Source organism: Neorhizobium galegae, from assembly GCF_017877055.1.
Classification (GTDB): Bacteria; Pseudomonadota; Alphaproteobacteria; order Rhizobiales; family Rhizobiaceae; genus Neorhizobium; species Neorhizobium galegae_D.
Genome location: NZ_JAGIPG010000001.1, coordinates 473,938 through 489,044, shown reverse-complemented (window position 1 = coordinate 489,044; position 15,107 = coordinate 473,938). Strand labels below are relative to the sequence as shown.

Sequence of the window (15,107 nt, the reverse complement as noted above, 5' to 3'; positions counted from 1 at the left end):
TGCGCGATTTGGCTCCTCCGGCGCGTTGGTAAGAACTATCCCCCGGCCACGGTTAAAAAGTCAAGACATTTGTCCTTCGGAATTGACATATGTATCAGTTGGAACAAGTATCATCTCGCTTGTCCATGATCGTCCCGGAGGCCCGTTGGCTAGGCTCAGACGCGAGACCCACACCGCCTATTCCGAAGCCGCCTCCATGCGGCTGCGCGCGGCATGGCTTTATTATAACCAGGGATTGACGCAAAAAGATGTCGCCGAACGGCTGGGGTTGAGCCGCTCGACGGTGATCCGCCTGCTCGACGAGGCGATGAAGCGCTCCGAGGTGCAGATCTGGATCAGCGAAGGCATCGATACCTGCGTCGAACTGGCGATCCGGCTGGAAAAAGCTTACGGGCTCGACGAGGCCGTGGTCGTGCCGGCGCCGCGCGACAACAGCGCCGCGGCGCTCGCAAGCTCGGTCGGGCTCGCACTCGGGCAGTTCCTCTCCGAAGTGGTGCAGGACGACATGACGATCGGCGTTGGCTGGGGCCGCACCATGACCGCCTCGCTCGGCAGCTTTCGGCCGCCACGGCGGGAAAACTGCAAGGTCGTGTCGCTGCTCGGCGGCATCGTCGCGGTGCACCAAACCAACCCGATCGATTACACCTGGCGCTTCGCCGGCCAGCTTGGTGCCGAGTGCTACATGTTCCTGGCGCCGCTTCTGGTCGACTCGGTCAAGACCAAACGGGCGCTGATCGAGGAATGCGGGCTGAAGACCATCTATGACCTTGCCGAGAACCTCGATCTGGCGGTGGTGAGCTGTGGCGATATCGGTCTACATTCCACCTCGCTGTCGGAAGGCTTCATCTCCAAGGCGGAGCTCGACCGGCTGATCGCGGCCGGCTGCGTCTGCGACACGATGTTCAACTTTCTCGACGAGGAAGGCCGCTCCGTGGATCACAAGCTGAACGAGCGGGTGATGTCGGTGGATCTCGATACGCTGAAAAAGGCCCGGCACATCGTGCTGTCGTCGGGCGGCGCGCACCGGGCGGTCGCGATCCGCGCCACGATCCGCAGGATCGGGTGCCATACTCTGATCACCGACGAGACCGCGGCCAAGGAGTTGTTGCGGCTGAACGAACCCTCCGAGAGCGCACAAGGGGCAGCCTGACCACCGGCTGCGCGTGAACGGAAGGGCAATCACGCGGCGGTCAGGAACTCTACTCCGAGGGAATTGATCCGCCGCCAGCGGACTTCGCATTCGAAACGTCGGCCATCTGACAAGGCGAGGCCGAAGCTTTCCGGCACGGACAAGGCATTCTCGATCTTGATCAACGCGCCGCCGGCCGAAATTTCCTTCACGATGCAGTCGAAGGTCGAATGGTCGCCATTGAAGATGATCTTGGCGCCTAGAAAGCTTTTCGATCTCTGGTGTCTGCGCTCATGCACCTGACGGCGTCCTTCGACAATTATTTCAGGTATCACTTATATGCCTCCATGGGCAATCCCGCAATCCTCGGAGGCCGCCCATGGCTTTTCAGGCAACGTGGTATCTGCCGGCTTGCGGCCCGGCAACGGAACCTGACCGCCGAACTCATGCGTTCGGCCCCTTACGCGTTTCCCGCTTCCCAGCCCAGGATCGCCCGCTTGCGCGTCAGCCCCCAATGATAGCCGGTGAGCGCCCCGCTCTTGCCGAGCGCCCGGTGGCAGGGCACCACGAACGAGATCGGGTTCGCCCCGACCGCCGCACCCACCGCGCGGCTCGCGGTCGGCTGGCCGATATCGTTGGCGACGTCGGAATAGGTGACGGCCTTGCCGAACGGGATCTTCAACAGGCTCTGCCAGACGCGCACCTGGAAGTCGGTGCCAATAAGCACGACCTTCAGCGGCCGGTCGCAGGACCAGTTCGCACGGTCGAAGACGCGGCCGACATAAGACGCCGTCATCTCCTGGTCGGCAACGTATTCGGCGTTCGGCCAGCGACGCATCATGTCGTCGAGCGCCGCCTGTTCTTGTCCAAGATCGGCAAAGGCAAGGCCCGAGAGGCCACGATCCGTCGCCATGACCAGTGCCTCGCCGAAGGGCGACGGGTGGAAACCGTAGCGGATCGTCAGGCCACCGCCGCGCGCCTTCCATTCGCCGGGCGACATCGCCTCGTGGGTGACGAACAGGTCGTGAAGGCGGCCGGGACCGGACAGGCCGAGTTCATAGGAGGCTTCGAGCAGCGGCAGTTCCTCCTTGCCGAGCAGGCGCTTGGCATGGTCGAGGGTGACGGCCTGAAGGAAAGCCTTGGGCGACAGCCCGGCCCACCGGGTAAATACTTTCTGGAGCTGGGTCGGCGACTGGCCGAGTTCGAAAGCAATCGCCTCGAGCGACGGCTGGTCGCGATAATCGAGCGTGATCATCTCGATGACGCGGCGGACGGTTTCGTAGTCGGAACCATCGGGCGTCACGTCGATGGGCGGCGAATCGATCTGGGCGAGAGCGTTCATCATCTGTCTCCTCTGCAGCGCCACGCACCGGCCAACCTGGACCTTGGGCGCGCAAGAACCGCTGCGCAACTGGTATGCTGCTTAGATGCGCCTTCGGCCTGACCGAAACCACCCGTTTCTTGCCCGATTGCAGGTTTTCCAACCCGATCAGACCCTTTGCTTGACGGTCGCCAGCGCCCTCTTGAAGGCCTTGGCGAAACTCTCCCGGTCGTCCGGATTGAGGAAGGAGCCGATATCGGTGCCGCGCCCCTCGCCCGTCACATGCATGGACGTGATGCCGAACTCCCCGTGGCGGCGGACGTTGAAGCGTGCCCAGAACGGATTGAAGCGATGCTCCACCATCCGCCCCGCCGGAGAGAATTTCCGGATCGACAGGTTGCTGCGCGAGACAGTCACCTCCTCGCGCGCGCGGCCCGCGCGGTAGCTCATCTTCATCGCGAGATAGAGGCCTAGGAAATCCAGCCCGAAGAAGAAGCCGATCGGATAAGCTCCGGTGATCAGGAAAAAGCCGCCATAGAGAAGGCAGATGCTGCCCGCCAGCACCAATACGACGCGAAAGCCCGTCTTGCCGAGCGAACGGTAGGGCGTCAGTTCGGCTGCGAAAACGGGCTGATCCTCGGAAACGTCCACGTTGATTTCCCTCCTGCGGGATGCCTATACAGGCATATGGCGACTCCAAAGATCAAATCCAAAACCAGCACCCCGCAAAAGTCAAATCACACGCCCGAGCGCAAGGCGGCACTGAAGCCCAAGCGCTTCAAATCCGCCTATTCGAAAGCGGAGATGGAGGAGATCTTTCGCCGCTTTTCGGTACAGCGACCGGAGCCGAAGGGCGAACTGGAACATGTGAACCCGTTCACGCTGGTCGTGGCGGTGGCATTGTCTGCCCAGGCGACCGATGCGGGCGTCAACAAGGCGACAAGGGCCCTCTTCAAGGTCGCCGACACGCCGGAAAAGATGCTGGCGCTGGGCGAAGAGGGCGTCACCCAATATATCAAGACGATCGGGCTCTATCGCAACAAGGCGAAGAACGTCATCGCCCTCTGTCGCATGCTGATCGACGAGTTCGGTAGCCAAGTGCCGAAAACGCGCGAAGAACTGATCCGCCTGCCGGGCGTCGGCCGCAAGACGGCGAATGTGGTGATGTCGATGGCCTTCGGCGTGCCGACGCTCGCAGTCGATACCCACGTCTTCCGCATTGCCAACCGGCTGCTGATGGCACCGGGCAAGACGCCCGACGAAGTTGAGGAGAACCTCCTGAAGGTGATCCCCGACCAGTATCTCTTCCATGCCCACCACTGGCTGATCCTGCACGGCCGTTATTGTTGCAAGGCGCGAAAACCGGAATGCGAGCGCTGCGTCATCGCCGATCTCTGCCGCTCGCCGGAAAAGACCGTTGACGTGCCGGCGCCGCTTGTCGAATTGCCGCAGCAGTTAGTCGGCGAGGCCGTCGAGTAAGGCCGCCTCCGCCATGCCCGCCGGCTAAAGCTTGAAACCGGGATCGCGCTTCGAGACCGCCTTGTGGAGATGCACCATCAGGCCGGCGGCAAAAAGCGGGGTGAGCAGGTTGACGATCGGGATCGCCAGGAAACAGGCGATCAGCAGGCCCGCCATGAACACCGTCGAGGAATGCTTCGAGCGGAAGGCCCGCGCTTCCGTCGGCGTCCTGAACCGCATCGCCGCGAACTCGAAAAATTCCCGGCCGAGCAGGTAGCCGTTCACCAGGAAGAAGGCGATCAGGTTGATGCCGGGGATGAACAGCAGGAACAGCGCGATGATATTGCCGACGATAACGACGCCGAGGAACTGGATCGAACCGATAACCGCCTGGGCGAGCGGCATCGCCTTGCCTGGCGAGTCGTTCGGGTAATCGCGCTTCTCGACCACCTCCGCGACGTCATCGAGAAACAAGCCAGCGATCAGCGCCGTGATCGGCGCAATCAGCAGCGCAAGCGCCAGAGCAAGGCCGATACCGGCGAAGATTGCCGCGAAGAACGTTAACCAGCCGGCCCAATCCGGCAGGTCGGGGAAAAAGGCTGCAAACCACGGCCAGGCATAGAGGACGAAGATTTCCCGCAGGCCGAACCATATGCCTATCAGCACCAGGGCGGTGAGACCCAGGGTCTTCCAGAAGACGGAACGGGTCTCGGGGGCAAAGAGGTTGGCGATCGACAGGCGTGCGGCGTCGAGGATCATCGGCGTCTCCAGGTTGGCGGGAGAGATGTAGGTTTGCGGGGGCGGAGGAGCAAGGAGGGCGGCAAAGCGAGGCGACGGCTCCCCGCCTTTTTCTGAGAGTTGCCGATACGCGATCGCAAACAAGCCGAACCGGCCAGGGTATGCAAGATGGATGGCACGAGGCTTCCCACGGCAAGTGTCGGTTAATCTTCCGCATGCCGCCAAATACAACTTTAATTGTATATTAATACAACTTTAAACATGTTCGCCGCGCCAGGAACTCTCCTGTTGGCTTCCGGTTCCCCCGCATGCAGGCTGCAATCCGGCGGCCGTCAAACCGCTCAATTTTTGCCTTCGGCTGACATGTTTTTTGGATTTGTCCGGAATGATCTCTTTTGTCGTTCGGCTCAGAAGCCGCGCACATTTCATCGTTAGGAGCAATGTCGTTGCGAAAACTGCGACCTTCATGGGCGCAAGCGCACGCCGGAAGAAAGAGACCAGGCAAAGGCTCGGCATCCTGATCGCCGGATTTCTTGTCGTTTATTTCATCGTCGGCGCGCGGCTGGTCCAATACGGTCTGGCCGAACCGGCCGCCACTGGCGCGATTGCCGGCAACAGCATCGCGTCCAGGCCGGACATCGTCGATCGCAACGGAGCGCTGCTGGCCACCGACCTCAACATGATCTCGCTCTACGCCGACCCGCGCAGGATCATCGATGCGGACGAAGTCGTGGAGAAACTCGCCTTCGTCATCCCCAACCTCGACTGGAGCGAAACCCACAAGAAGTTGAAATCGCAGACCGCCTTCCAATGGCTGAAGCGGCAACTCACCCCCAAACAGCAGGCGGATATCCTGGCGCTCGGCATTCCCGGCATCGGCTTCAGACCGGAAAAACGCCGGTTCTATCCAGGTGGCGTGACCGCCTCTCACATCGTCGGCCATGTGAATATCGACAATCAGGGCCTCGCTGGAATGGAGCGCTACCTGGACCAGCAGGGCCTTGCCGATCTTCGCCAGGCCGGGCTGACCGGCAGCGCCCCGCTCGAACTCGTCAGACTGTCCATCGATCTTCGCGTCCAGAATATCGTCCGCCAGGTCGTTGCAAATGCGATGACTGCCTATAAGGCCGAGGCTGCAGGCGCCGTGGTTCTCGACGTCGATACGGGAGAGGTCCTGGCAATGGCTTCGGTGCCCGACTACGATCCGAACGAACCGTCCCGCATGCTGCCCGACGGGAGTGTGGACAAGGACTACGAAAAAGGCTGGTTCAACCGGATAAGCAACGCCACGTTCGAGATGGGTTCGACGTTCAAGAGCTTCACCCTGGCGATGGGCCTGGACGAAGGCAAGATCACCCTCAACTCCGTCGTCGATGCGTCCCGGCCGATCCGCATGGGCGGCTTTACCATCAAGGACTTCCGCGGAAAGAACCGGGTGCTGACGATCTCCGAAGTGTTCCAGTATTCATCGAATATCGGCACCGCGGCGGTTGCGGACAAGGTTGGTATCGAGGGCCACCAGCAGTTCCTCACGAAGCTCGGGCTTCTCTCCAGGATGGAGACCGAGATGCCGGGCGTGGCGATGCCAACCCAGCCGAGGATATGGAAGAAGATCAACTCGGTCACCATCTCGTTCGGCCATGGGGTCGCAACCACTCCGCTGCAGACCGCGGTTGCCGCCGCCGCCCTGATCAATGGCGGCACGCTTGTTCCTCCCACCTTTCTTCCTCGTTCCCCCGACCAGGCCGCACGCATTTCCCGCCCGGTGATAAAGCAGGGCACAAGCGCCGACATGCGCTACCTGTTCACCTGGAACGGCGTGAAGGGCTCCGGACGCGGCGCGCAGGTCGAAGGTTTCCACGTCGGCGGAAAGACGGGCACGGCCGACAAGGTGATCAACGGGCGTTATGCCAAGGACATCAATTTCAATGCCTTCGTCGCAGCCTTCCCGATGGACAAGCCCAAATACATCGTGCTCTCGATAATCGATGCTCCGCAAACAGGAGAACATGGAGGACGGACGGCGGCATCCACCGCCGCCCCGATGATCAAGGAAATCATCGGCCGATCAGCGCCATTGCTCGGCGTGCAGCCCCGTTTCGGATCTTCGGAGGCGCCGAACCTGCTGGTGAACTATTAGACTTCCGGGTGGCTCGCCGCCGGTGCTGTAGTCACAAATGCGCTGGGGGCGACCGTTGAAGTGCCTGATCTTGCGATGCCAGGGCGGCGCCTACCCCATCCCCCGCAATTCCTCCCGGTGCCTGACCATCGCCAGGAACCGCCGGTAATCCAGTCCGTATTGCTCCACGCGCGCCGGATCAGGCAGCCGCTCTGTGCCGCCGCTATCCATCGCCCGCCCCGCTTCGAACAGCGAGCCATGTACTCCGCCGGCAACCGCGGCCGCCATTGCGGTCCCGAGCAGGACCGCGTCCCGGTTCTCGGGGATCACCACTTTGCGGCCGGTGACATCGGCGTAGAGTTCGACCAAGAGCGGGTTGTTGACGTGGCCGCCGGTGACATGGAGGGTTTCGAAGCGATAGCCGTAGTCCGAGAGCGCATCGAGAATGTGCCTTATGCCGAGCGCGATCGAGACGCAGGTTCGCCAATAGAGGCGGCAGAGGCCGTCGAAGGAGGTGTCGAGGGTCAGGCCGCTGATGACGCCGGTCGCGTGGGGATCGGCGAGCGGCGAGCGGTTGCCGTGGAAATCCGGCAAAATGTGCAGGTTCGGGGCAATATCGCCGTCGGTCTCGGCCCGCAACTCACTGATGCGGGCGATGATGCGGCCATGCAGCTCCGCCGTCGGTTCGCCGCCAGCCGCGTGCATGATCACGATATGGTCGAGCAGCGCGCCCGCCGCCGACTGTCCGCCCTCGACCAGCCAGTGGCCGGGCAGGATCGCCTCGAAATAGGGACCCCAGAGACTACGGCCGGGCTTGGAATCCCTGGTGAAGGCGACGATGCAGCTCGATGTGCCGCCGATCAGCGCCACGCTGCTTTCGAGCTTCGAACCGCCCGACGCGCGCCCCGACACCCCACCGAGTACCCCAAAGGCGCCGGCATAGGCGTCGATCAAGCCGGGGGCCACCTGCACCTGGATATCGAGGCCGAGCTCTTCGGCCGCCTGCCGGCTGAGGCTGCCGACGCTTGTTCCGACGCCGATCGTCTCATCCGGCAGGCCGCCCCTGTCGAGCAGGTCTTCGAGGCCGGCTAGCGCCAGGTAATCGGCGCTCCAGCCGGGGTTCTCGTGGGCGAGATAGTTCCACTTGGCGGTGAGCGTACAGCGGGAGCGGGCGGACGAGCCGGTCGCCTTCCAGGTGAGGAAATCGGCGAGATCGAAGAAATAGCCCGCCCTCGCCCAGCTTTCGGGCAGATGCTGTTTCAGCCACATCAGCTTCGGCATCTCCATCTCGGGCGATAGCGAGCCGCCAGAGAATTCGAGCACCTTGTGGCCGGTGGCGGAAAGCTGCTCGGCTTGTCTGATCGCCCGGTGGTCGAGCCAGACGATGGTGTCCTGGTTAGCCTTGCCCGTCGTGGAAACCGTAAGCGGCCTGCCCTCGCGGTCGCGGGCGACCAGCGAACAGGTCGCGTCGAAGCCGATCGCCGCGATGCGGTCCGCCGCAATACCCGCCTCGGCCATCGCCTCTTTCACCGCGCGACAGGTGGCCGCCCAGATATCCTCGGAATCGTGCTCGGCGTGGTTTTGCCTGGGGCGAAACATCAGGATCGGGTGCTTGGCCTTGGCGAGCAGGCGGCCGTTGCGATTAAAGACGCCGGCGCGGGCGCTGCCCGTGCCGATATCGACCGCAACGAGATGATCACGCATCCGGATTCGTTTCCTGTCCCTTGTCGTCGCTCAGGTATTTCGCAGGCAACAGCTAAACTGCCGACTGCGAAACGGGGCCGTTGCGACCCTCTATGTGTTTCTGGACAAGGTGGATCAAATCCGGCATCGCGTCAAACACGACTTCCGGTGAAAGTGCATCGATCCGCTCCCGGTAGCCGGGAACGCTGGCATGCGAACCGCCGACGAACGCGAAGACCGACATGCCGGCGCTGTGTCCCGCCTGGATACCGGCGGGACTGTCCTCGATGACGATGCAATCTTTGGGATCGGCGCTCATCTCGCTCGCAGCATGTAGGAAGAGGTCCGGCGCCGGCTTACCCTTTTCCACCATCGTGGCGGAAAAGATGTTCGGCTCCAGCTTGTCGATCAGGCCGGTCAGCGACAGGGACAGGCGGATGCGCTCCGGCTGGCTGGAGGACGCCACGCAGCGACGGAAACCCAAAATATCCAAGGTCTCGGCAATGCCCGGCATCGGCTGCAGTTCGGCACGGAAGCGGTCGTAGAGATCGTGGCGCATGTCTTCGAGGAACGTGTCGTCCGCCTCGACGCCGAATTCCTCGCGCATCGCCTTGGTGACCGTGCCGAGGCTGCGACCGAGGAAGCGGCGATAGGCCTCAGCCGCATCCATCTCGACCCCCTTTCGGCGCAGCGCATCAACCAGCACGCGCACCGAAACCGGCTCGCTGTCGACGAGGACCCCGTCGCAATCGAAGATCACCAGTGGTCCCGCCGACTGTTGCACGTCCGTCACCCGCTATTTGACCAGCTTGCCGCCGAGATAAAGCTCGAGCGTCTTTGCCGTCCCCTGCTCCCAGAGCGTCTTCAGCGCATGCGCGAAGCGGGTGCGAAACAGCTCGGATTTCGCAACGTCACCAAAAATGTCGCCAAGCGCAAGGAAGGCCGCCGGGTTGTCCCTGGCTTTCAGCGCCGCGGCGTTCAGGCGGTCGGCACTGGCATCGTTGAAGACGATCTCCTTGCCGCTGTCGGACGTACCCGCGAAATAGCGGCACCACAGCGCCGAAACCAGCGACAGGCCGATAATGTCCTGCCCCTTGGCGAGCCGGTCGGCGGTCGAGGGCAGGATGAATTTCGGCTGGCGGTTGGAGCCGTCCTGCGCCAGCCGCGGGATCGTGTCGCCGATCTTCGGGTTGGAGAACCGCCGCTCGATCAGCTTGTAATAGTCGATGAGGTTGGTGTTCGGCACCGGCGGGATGACCGGAATGATCTCGTCCTTTTCCAGCTTTTCGAGGAAGCCGCGGATCAACTTGTGCTCCATCGCCTCGTGGACGAAATGAATGTCGAGCAATGCCGCCGGATAGGCGATGGCCGCATGGCCGCCGTTGAGGATGCGGATCTTCATCAGCTCATAGGGCGCCACGTCGGCCACGAACTGGACACCGACCTCTTCCAGCCGCGGACGGCCGGCGGGGAACTTGTCCTCCATCACCCACTGCTTGAATTCCTCGCAGAACACCGGCCAGTTGTCGTCGATGCCGAAATCGTTCTTGAGGATGTCGATCTCGCGTTGGCCTGTGGCCGGCGTGATGCGGTCGACCATCGAGTTCGGAAAAGCGACGTTCTCATGGATCCAGTGGGCGAAATCCGGGTCGGAAAGCCGGGCGAGCCCGATCACGGCGTTCTCGGTCACCTCACCGTTTCCGGGAATATTGTCGCAGGACATGATGGTGAACGGGGCAATCCCCCGCGCCCTGCGCTCCCTGAGGCCGGCAAGGATCAGCCCGAACACGGTCTTCGGGTTCGCGGGGTTCTTCCCATCTTCGGCGATCGCCGGATGGGCCGGGTTGAACGCACCCGAGGCATCGATGAAATAGCCGCCTTCGGTGATCGTCATCGAAACGATGCGGATGTTCGGATCGGCCAGCGTCTCGATCAGGCTCGCGACCTCGCCGGGGGCGATGATGTCGATCATCGGCGCGGTGACGCGGGCGGCGGTCCTGTTGTTGTCCTGCTCGACGACGGTGGTGAGGAAATCCTGGGCCTTCAACTTGTCGCGCATGGCACCGTCGGACGGCATCACGCCGGCGCCGATGATTGCCCAGTCATGCGCCTTGCCGGTGTTGAACAGGTCGTCGAGATAGATCGCCTGATGGGCGCGGTGGAAATTGCCGACACCGAAATGCAGGATGCCCGCGGTCAGCCCCTTGGGATCGTAAGCCGGCACGGCGGCGGTGACCGCAGCGTCCTTCAAGCTCGCCAGCGAAAGCTTCACAGTCATTGTCTTCACTCCAGTCTTGCGCTCAGGCGCGAAGGGCGATGCCCTTGTCGTCGAACCGATGCAGCTTGGCTTCGTCGGGCGTAAGGTAAACCCGGTCGCCGTATTGGGCGCCGAACTCGCCACCCGCGCGGGCAGTGACCTGGCCGATGCCATCGACATCGAGATGCAGGAACGTGTCGGCGCCGAGATGTTCGGCGACCTTCACCGTGCCGGTCCACAGGCCGCTGTCCTTCGAAAGGATGAGATGCTCCGGCCGAATACCGGCGGTCTTGGCGCTCTTCGATTGCGCATAGGCACCATCGACGAAGTTCATGTGCGGCGAACCAATGAATCCGGCGACGAACAGGTTGCGTGGGCTCTTGTAGAGTTCGAGCGGCGAACCGACCTGCTCGATATTGCCGCGGTTCAGGACGACGATCTTGTCGGCCATGGTCATCGCCTCGACCTGGTCGTGGGTGACGTAGACCATCGTCGTCTTGAGCTGGTGGTGCAGGTCGCTGATCTCCAGCCGCATCGTGCCGCGCAATGCGGCGTCCAGATTGGAGAGCGGCTCGTCGAAGAGGAAGGCCGAGGGTTCGCGCACGATCGCGCGGCCGATCGCGACGCGCTGGCGCTGGCCGCCGGAGAGCTGCGAGGGGCGGCGTTCAAGGTAATCGGTAAGGTTCAGCACCCGGGCGGCATCCGTCACCTTCTTGTCGATGGCAGATTTCTCCATCTTCGCCATTTTCAAGGGAAAGGCGATGTTGTTGCGCACACTCATATGCGGGTAGAGCGCGTAGGACTGGAACACCATGGCAAGACCGCGTTCGGCGGGGGCAGCCTGGGTGACGTCCTTGCCGTCGATCAGGATCTGGCCGTCGCTGACGTCTTCCAGCCCGGCGATCAGGCGCAGCAGCGTGGACTTGCCGCAGCCGGAGGGACCGACGAAAACGACGAACTCGCCGTCATTGATTTCAAGATCGATCGAAGGGATGACCTTCGCCTCGCCGAACACTTTCGACACTTTTTGGAGCGTGATGCTGCCCATGTCCGTCTTCCTTACTTAACCGCGCCAAACGTGAGGCCGCGAACGAGTTGTTTCTGTGAGAACCAGCCGAGGATGAGGATCGGCGCAATCGCCATGGTCGAGGCGGCCGAGAGTTTTGCCCAGAACAGGCCTTGCGGGCTGGAGAAGGACGCGATGAAGGCCGTCAGCGGCGCCGCATTGGTGGTCGACAGCCGGATCGTCCAGAACGACTCGTTCCAGGCGAGGATGATGTTGAGGAGCAGCGTCGAGGCGATGCCCGGCACCGCCATCGGCGTCAGCACGTAGACGATCTCCTGCCACAGCCCCGCCCCGTCCATCCGCGACGCTTCTAGGATCTCGCCCGGAATTTCGCGAAAGTAGGTGTAGAGCATCCACACCACGATCGGCAGGTTGATCAGCGTCAGCATGACGGTCAAGCCGATGCGGCTGTCGAGCAGGCCGAAATCGCGGAACATCAGGTAGATCGGCACCAGCACGGCGACCGCCGGCATCATCTTGGTCGACAGCATCCACATCAGGATGTCCTTGGTGCGCTTGGTCGGCGAGAAAGCCATCGCCCAGGCGGACGGGATCGCGATGATAAGCGCCAGGATGGTGGAGCCGACCGACAGGATCACCGAGTTCATGAACGGCTTCAGGTAGTCGCGTTGCGTCTGGACCGTGATGTAGTTCTCGAACGTGCCGGACGGCCAAAGGCTGAAGCCCGCAATCGCTTCCGGCTCGGTCTTGATGCTGGTGATCAGCGTGTAGAGGATCGGGAAGAAGATGATCAGCGCGACGATCCAGGCGGCGGCGGTGGCGGTGACCTTGTGTCTTGTCGTAACGTTGCGTGCCATGATCTTCTCCTACCGGTCCAGGTTCTTGCCGACGGCGCGCATCAGGAAGAAGGCGACGATATTGGCAAGCACGACTGCGATAATGCCGCCTGCCGAGGCGCCGCCGACATCGTAGCCGAGGAGCGCCGTGCGGTAGATCAGGAAGGCGAGGTTCGTGGAGGCGTAACCGGGGCCGCCATTGGTGGTGACCAGGATTTCCGCATAGACGCCGAGCAGGAAGATCGTCTGGATGAGGATGACGACGGTGATCGACCGGGCGAGATGCGGCAGCACGAGATAGACGAACCGGTTGAAGAAGTTGGCGCCATCCATCTCCGCCGCTTCCTTCTGTTCGCCGTCGAGCGACTGCAGCGCAGTCAGAAGAATGAGCGTCGCGAAAGGCAGCCACTGCCAGGCGACGATGATGACGATCGAGAAAAGCGGATATTGCGCGAACCAGTCGATCGGCCGGAGCCCGAAGAACCTCGAGATGTCGGCAAACACCCCGTAGCTCGGGTTCATGATCATATTCTTCCACACCAGCGCCGCAACCGGCGGCATGACGAAGAAAGGCGAGATGATCAGGATGCGGACGATGCCCTGCCCGAAGATCGGCTGGTCGAGAAGCAGCGCGATCGCGATGCCGCCGATGACGGTGATCAAGAGCACCCCGCCGACGATGACCAGCGTGTTCCAGATCGACTGGAAGAAAGCAGGGTCGGTATAGAAGAACTGGTAGTTGAAGAGACCCGTGAAGCTGACATTGGACGGATCGAGCAGATTGTAGTTCTGGAACGAGAACCACAGCGTCATCGCCAGCGGCACGATCATCCAGACCAGAAGAAGCAGAACGGAGGGCGCCATCATCAGGCGCGCCAACGTCTTGGTGTTTTGCGTTGCCATATCAGACGCCCTCCCGTGGAACGTGGTCGTTCCAGTTATCCCGCGCCTTTTTCTTTTGGGGAAGGAGACGGTCGCGGGATGCAGCTTTTTGTTGTTATCTGGTTGTCTTTGTCCGATTGCCTTGCCTGATCATCGCCCGCTCCGAGCGGGTGACATCGGCAGGATCCGGCTGTCCGGCGCAAGAACGACCGGACAACCAGAGGCCCTGGAGGCTTACTTCGGATAACCGGCGCGCTTCATTTCGCGCGTCGTTGCCGTCTGGGCCTGGGCAAGCGCATCGGCGACCGTGGACTGGCCGGCGACGACTGCCGAGAACAGCTGGCCGACATTGGTGCCGATTGCCTGGAATTCAGGGATCGCCACGAACTGGCCGCCGGTATAGGGCACCGGCTTGACGGTCGGCTTGGTGATGTCGGCAGCGTTCATTGCGGCAAGCGTCGGAACCGCGAAGGCGGCGGCCTTCTTGTAGTCCTCGTTGTTGTAGAGCGAGGTGCGGGTGCCCGGAGGAACGTTGGCCCAGCCTTCCTTGGAGGCGACGAGCTGGGTATATTCCTTGCTGGTCGCCCAGGAGATGAACTTCTGCGCCGAGTCAGCCTTCTTCGAAGAGTTCGGGACCGCGAGGTTCCACGACCACAGCCAGTTGCCATGGTTCTTCAACTCGCCTTTCACCGGGAAGAGCGCGTAACCCACCTTGTCGGCAACCTTGGAATCCTTCGGGTTGGAGACGAAGGAGGCAGCCACGGTAGCGTCCATCCACATGCCGCATTTGCCCTGCTGGAACAGCGTCAGGTTTTCGTTGAAGCCGTTCGAGGAAGCGCCCGACGGTCCGGCATCCTTCATCAGGTCCACGTAGAACTGCAGCGCTGCCTTCCATTCCGGCTGGTCGAACTGCGGGGTCCACTTTTCGTCGAACCAGCGGCCGCCAAACGAGTTGGTGAGCGCGGTGATGAACGCCATGTTCTCGCCCCAGCCGGCCTTGCCGCGCAGGCAGATGCCGTTCACGTCCGCCTTGCGGTCGGTGATCTTGCGGGCCGCATCGCCGATGAATTCCCAGGTCGGGTTTTCCGGCATCTTCAGGCCGGCCTTCTCGAACAGGTCCTTGCGATACATGATCATCGCCGACTCGCCGTAGAACGGCGCGGCATAGAGCTTGCCGTTGACCGTCAGGCCGCCCTTGATCGCCGGCAGGATGTCGTTGGTGTCGTACTTGTCGCCGAGTTTGTTCAGCTCCAGCAGCCAGCCCTGCTTGGCCCAGATCGGCACTTCGTAATTGCCGATGGTCAGGATGTCGTACTGACCGCCCTTCGTGGCGATGTCGGTGGTGACGCGCTCGCGCAGCACGTTTTCTTCGAGCGTGACCCAGTTGATCTGGATGTCCGGATTGGCCTTGGTGAACTCGGAGGTCAGGCCCTGCATGCGGACCATGTCGCCATTATTGACGGTCGCGATGGTGAGGGTTTCAGCCGAAGCCGTGGTGGAGAAAAGGCCGGCAAGCGCCAGCGCCGAGCAGGCGCCCAGCAAAATCGTCTTCAATGTCATATCTTCCTCCCAGAAGATGAGTAACGAGCATTCGCTTTGCTCATGGGCAATTACTCACTTATTGCCGCAAAAAGTCAATCGCCATTCGTCGCTGCAA

General features: G+C 62.0%; 14 protein-coding genes. 3 read left to right on the top strand and 11 right to left on the bottom strand.

Features of this window, described 5'->3' with window-relative positions:
• Positions 1-196 precede the first annotated feature (196 nt).
• The gene (locus J2857_RS02060) at positions 197-1,150 is read left to right on the top strand and encodes a sugar-binding transcriptional regulator (RefSeq protein ID WP_373426823.1); all 954 of its coding nucleotides are present in this window, start codon (positions 197-199) and stop codon (positions 1,148-1,150) included.
• 29 nt (positions 1,151-1,179) lie between these two features.
• Here the strand turns inward: J2857_RS02060 and J2857_RS02055 are convergent, their stop codons facing one another.
• The 3 genes from J2857_RS02055 to J2857_RS02045 all read right to left on the bottom strand — a co-directional run bounded on the left by J2857_RS02055 (position 1,180) and on the right by J2857_RS02045 (position 3,101).
• On the bottom strand, positions 1,180-1,464 hold the full coding sequence (locus tag J2857_RS02055; RefSeq protein ID WP_348635648.1) for a PilZ domain-containing protein: 285 nt from the start codon (positions 1,462-1,464) through the stop codon (positions 1,180-1,182).
• Between the two features lie 125 nt (positions 1,465-1,589).
• A complete protein-coding gene (locus J2857_RS02050; protein ID WP_210009996.1) occupies positions 1,590-2,471 on the bottom strand; it encodes a methylated-DNA--[protein]-cysteine S-methyltransferase in 882 nt (293 codons plus the stop codon).
• Between the two features lie 147 nt (positions 2,472-2,618).
• Positions 2,619-3,101, bottom strand: a complete 483-nt coding sequence (locus tag J2857_RS02045) for a DUF2244 domain-containing protein (RefSeq protein ID WP_210008315.1) — start codon at positions 3,099-3,101, stop codon at positions 2,619-2,621.
• Between the two features lie 36 nt (positions 3,102-3,137).
• On the opposite strand from J2857_RS02045, the gene nth reads away from it, so the two are divergent.
• Positions 3,138-3,929 (top strand): endonuclease III, encoded by a 792-nt coding sequence (gene nth, locus J2857_RS02040; RefSeq protein ID WP_210008314.1) that lies wholly within the window; start codon positions 3,138-3,140, stop codon positions 3,927-3,929.
• Positions 3,930-3,953: 24 nt separating this feature from the next.
• Here the strand turns inward: nth and J2857_RS02035 are convergent, their stop codons facing one another.
• Positions 3,954-4,667, bottom strand: coding sequence for a sulfate transporter family protein (locus J2857_RS02035; protein ID WP_210008313.1), 714 nt, complete (start codon positions 4,665-4,667; stop codon positions 3,954-3,956).
• A gap of 364 nt (positions 4,668-5,031) precedes the next feature.
• Here J2857_RS02035 and J2857_RS02030 point away from each other — a divergent pair, with 364 nt between their 5' ends.
• Entirely contained in the window at positions 5,032-6,786 is a 1,755-nt protein-coding gene (locus J2857_RS02030) for a peptidoglycan D,D-transpeptidase FtsI family protein (protein WP_210008312.1), read from the top strand.
• A 90-nt stretch (positions 6,787-6,876) separates the two neighbouring features.
• Here the strand turns inward: J2857_RS02030 and J2857_RS02025 are convergent, their stop codons facing one another.
• The 7 genes from J2857_RS02025 to J2857_RS01995 all read right to left on the bottom strand — a co-directional run bounded on the left by J2857_RS02025 (position 6,877) and on the right by J2857_RS01995 (position 15,010).
• Complete coding sequence (locus tag J2857_RS02025; protein WP_210008311.1) at positions 6,877-8,469, bottom strand: FGGY-family carbohydrate kinase; 1,593 nt, start codon at positions 8,467-8,469, stop codon at positions 6,877-6,879.
• 52 nt (positions 8,470-8,521) lie between these two features.
• Positions 8,522-9,232 (bottom strand): HAD family hydrolase, encoded by a 711-nt coding sequence (locus J2857_RS02020; protein WP_210008310.1) that lies wholly within the window; start codon positions 9,230-9,232, stop codon positions 8,522-8,524.
• 12 nt (positions 9,233-9,244) lie between these two features.
• Positions 9,245-10,726: a mannitol dehydrogenase family protein gene (locus J2857_RS02015; RefSeq protein WP_210008309.1), complete on the bottom strand. Its 1,482-nt coding sequence runs from the start codon at positions 10,724-10,726 to the stop codon at positions 9,245-9,247.
• Between the two features lie 22 nt (positions 10,727-10,748).
• Positions 10,749-11,753, bottom strand: coding sequence for an ABC transporter ATP-binding protein (locus tag J2857_RS02010; protein ID WP_210008308.1), 1,005 nt, complete (start codon positions 11,751-11,753; stop codon positions 10,749-10,751).
• An 11-nt stretch (positions 11,754-11,764) separates the two neighbouring features.
• Positions 11,765-12,589, bottom strand: coding sequence for a carbohydrate ABC transporter permease (locus J2857_RS02005; RefSeq protein ID WP_210008307.1), 825 nt, complete (start codon positions 12,587-12,589; stop codon positions 11,765-11,767).
• A gap of 9 nt (positions 12,590-12,598) precedes the next feature.
• Positions 12,599-13,471 carry a carbohydrate ABC transporter permease gene (locus tag J2857_RS02000; RefSeq protein ID WP_210008306.1) on the bottom strand — a complete coding sequence of 291 codons (873 nt, stop codon included), beginning with the start codon at positions 13,469-13,471 and terminating at the stop codon, positions 12,599-12,601.
• A gap of 213 nt (positions 13,472-13,684) precedes the next feature.
• Positions 13,685-15,010: an ABC transporter substrate-binding protein gene (locus J2857_RS01995; RefSeq protein WP_210008305.1), complete on the bottom strand. Its 1,326-nt coding sequence runs from the start codon at positions 15,008-15,010 to the stop codon at positions 13,685-13,687.
• Positions 15,011-15,107 lie beyond the last annotated feature (97 nt).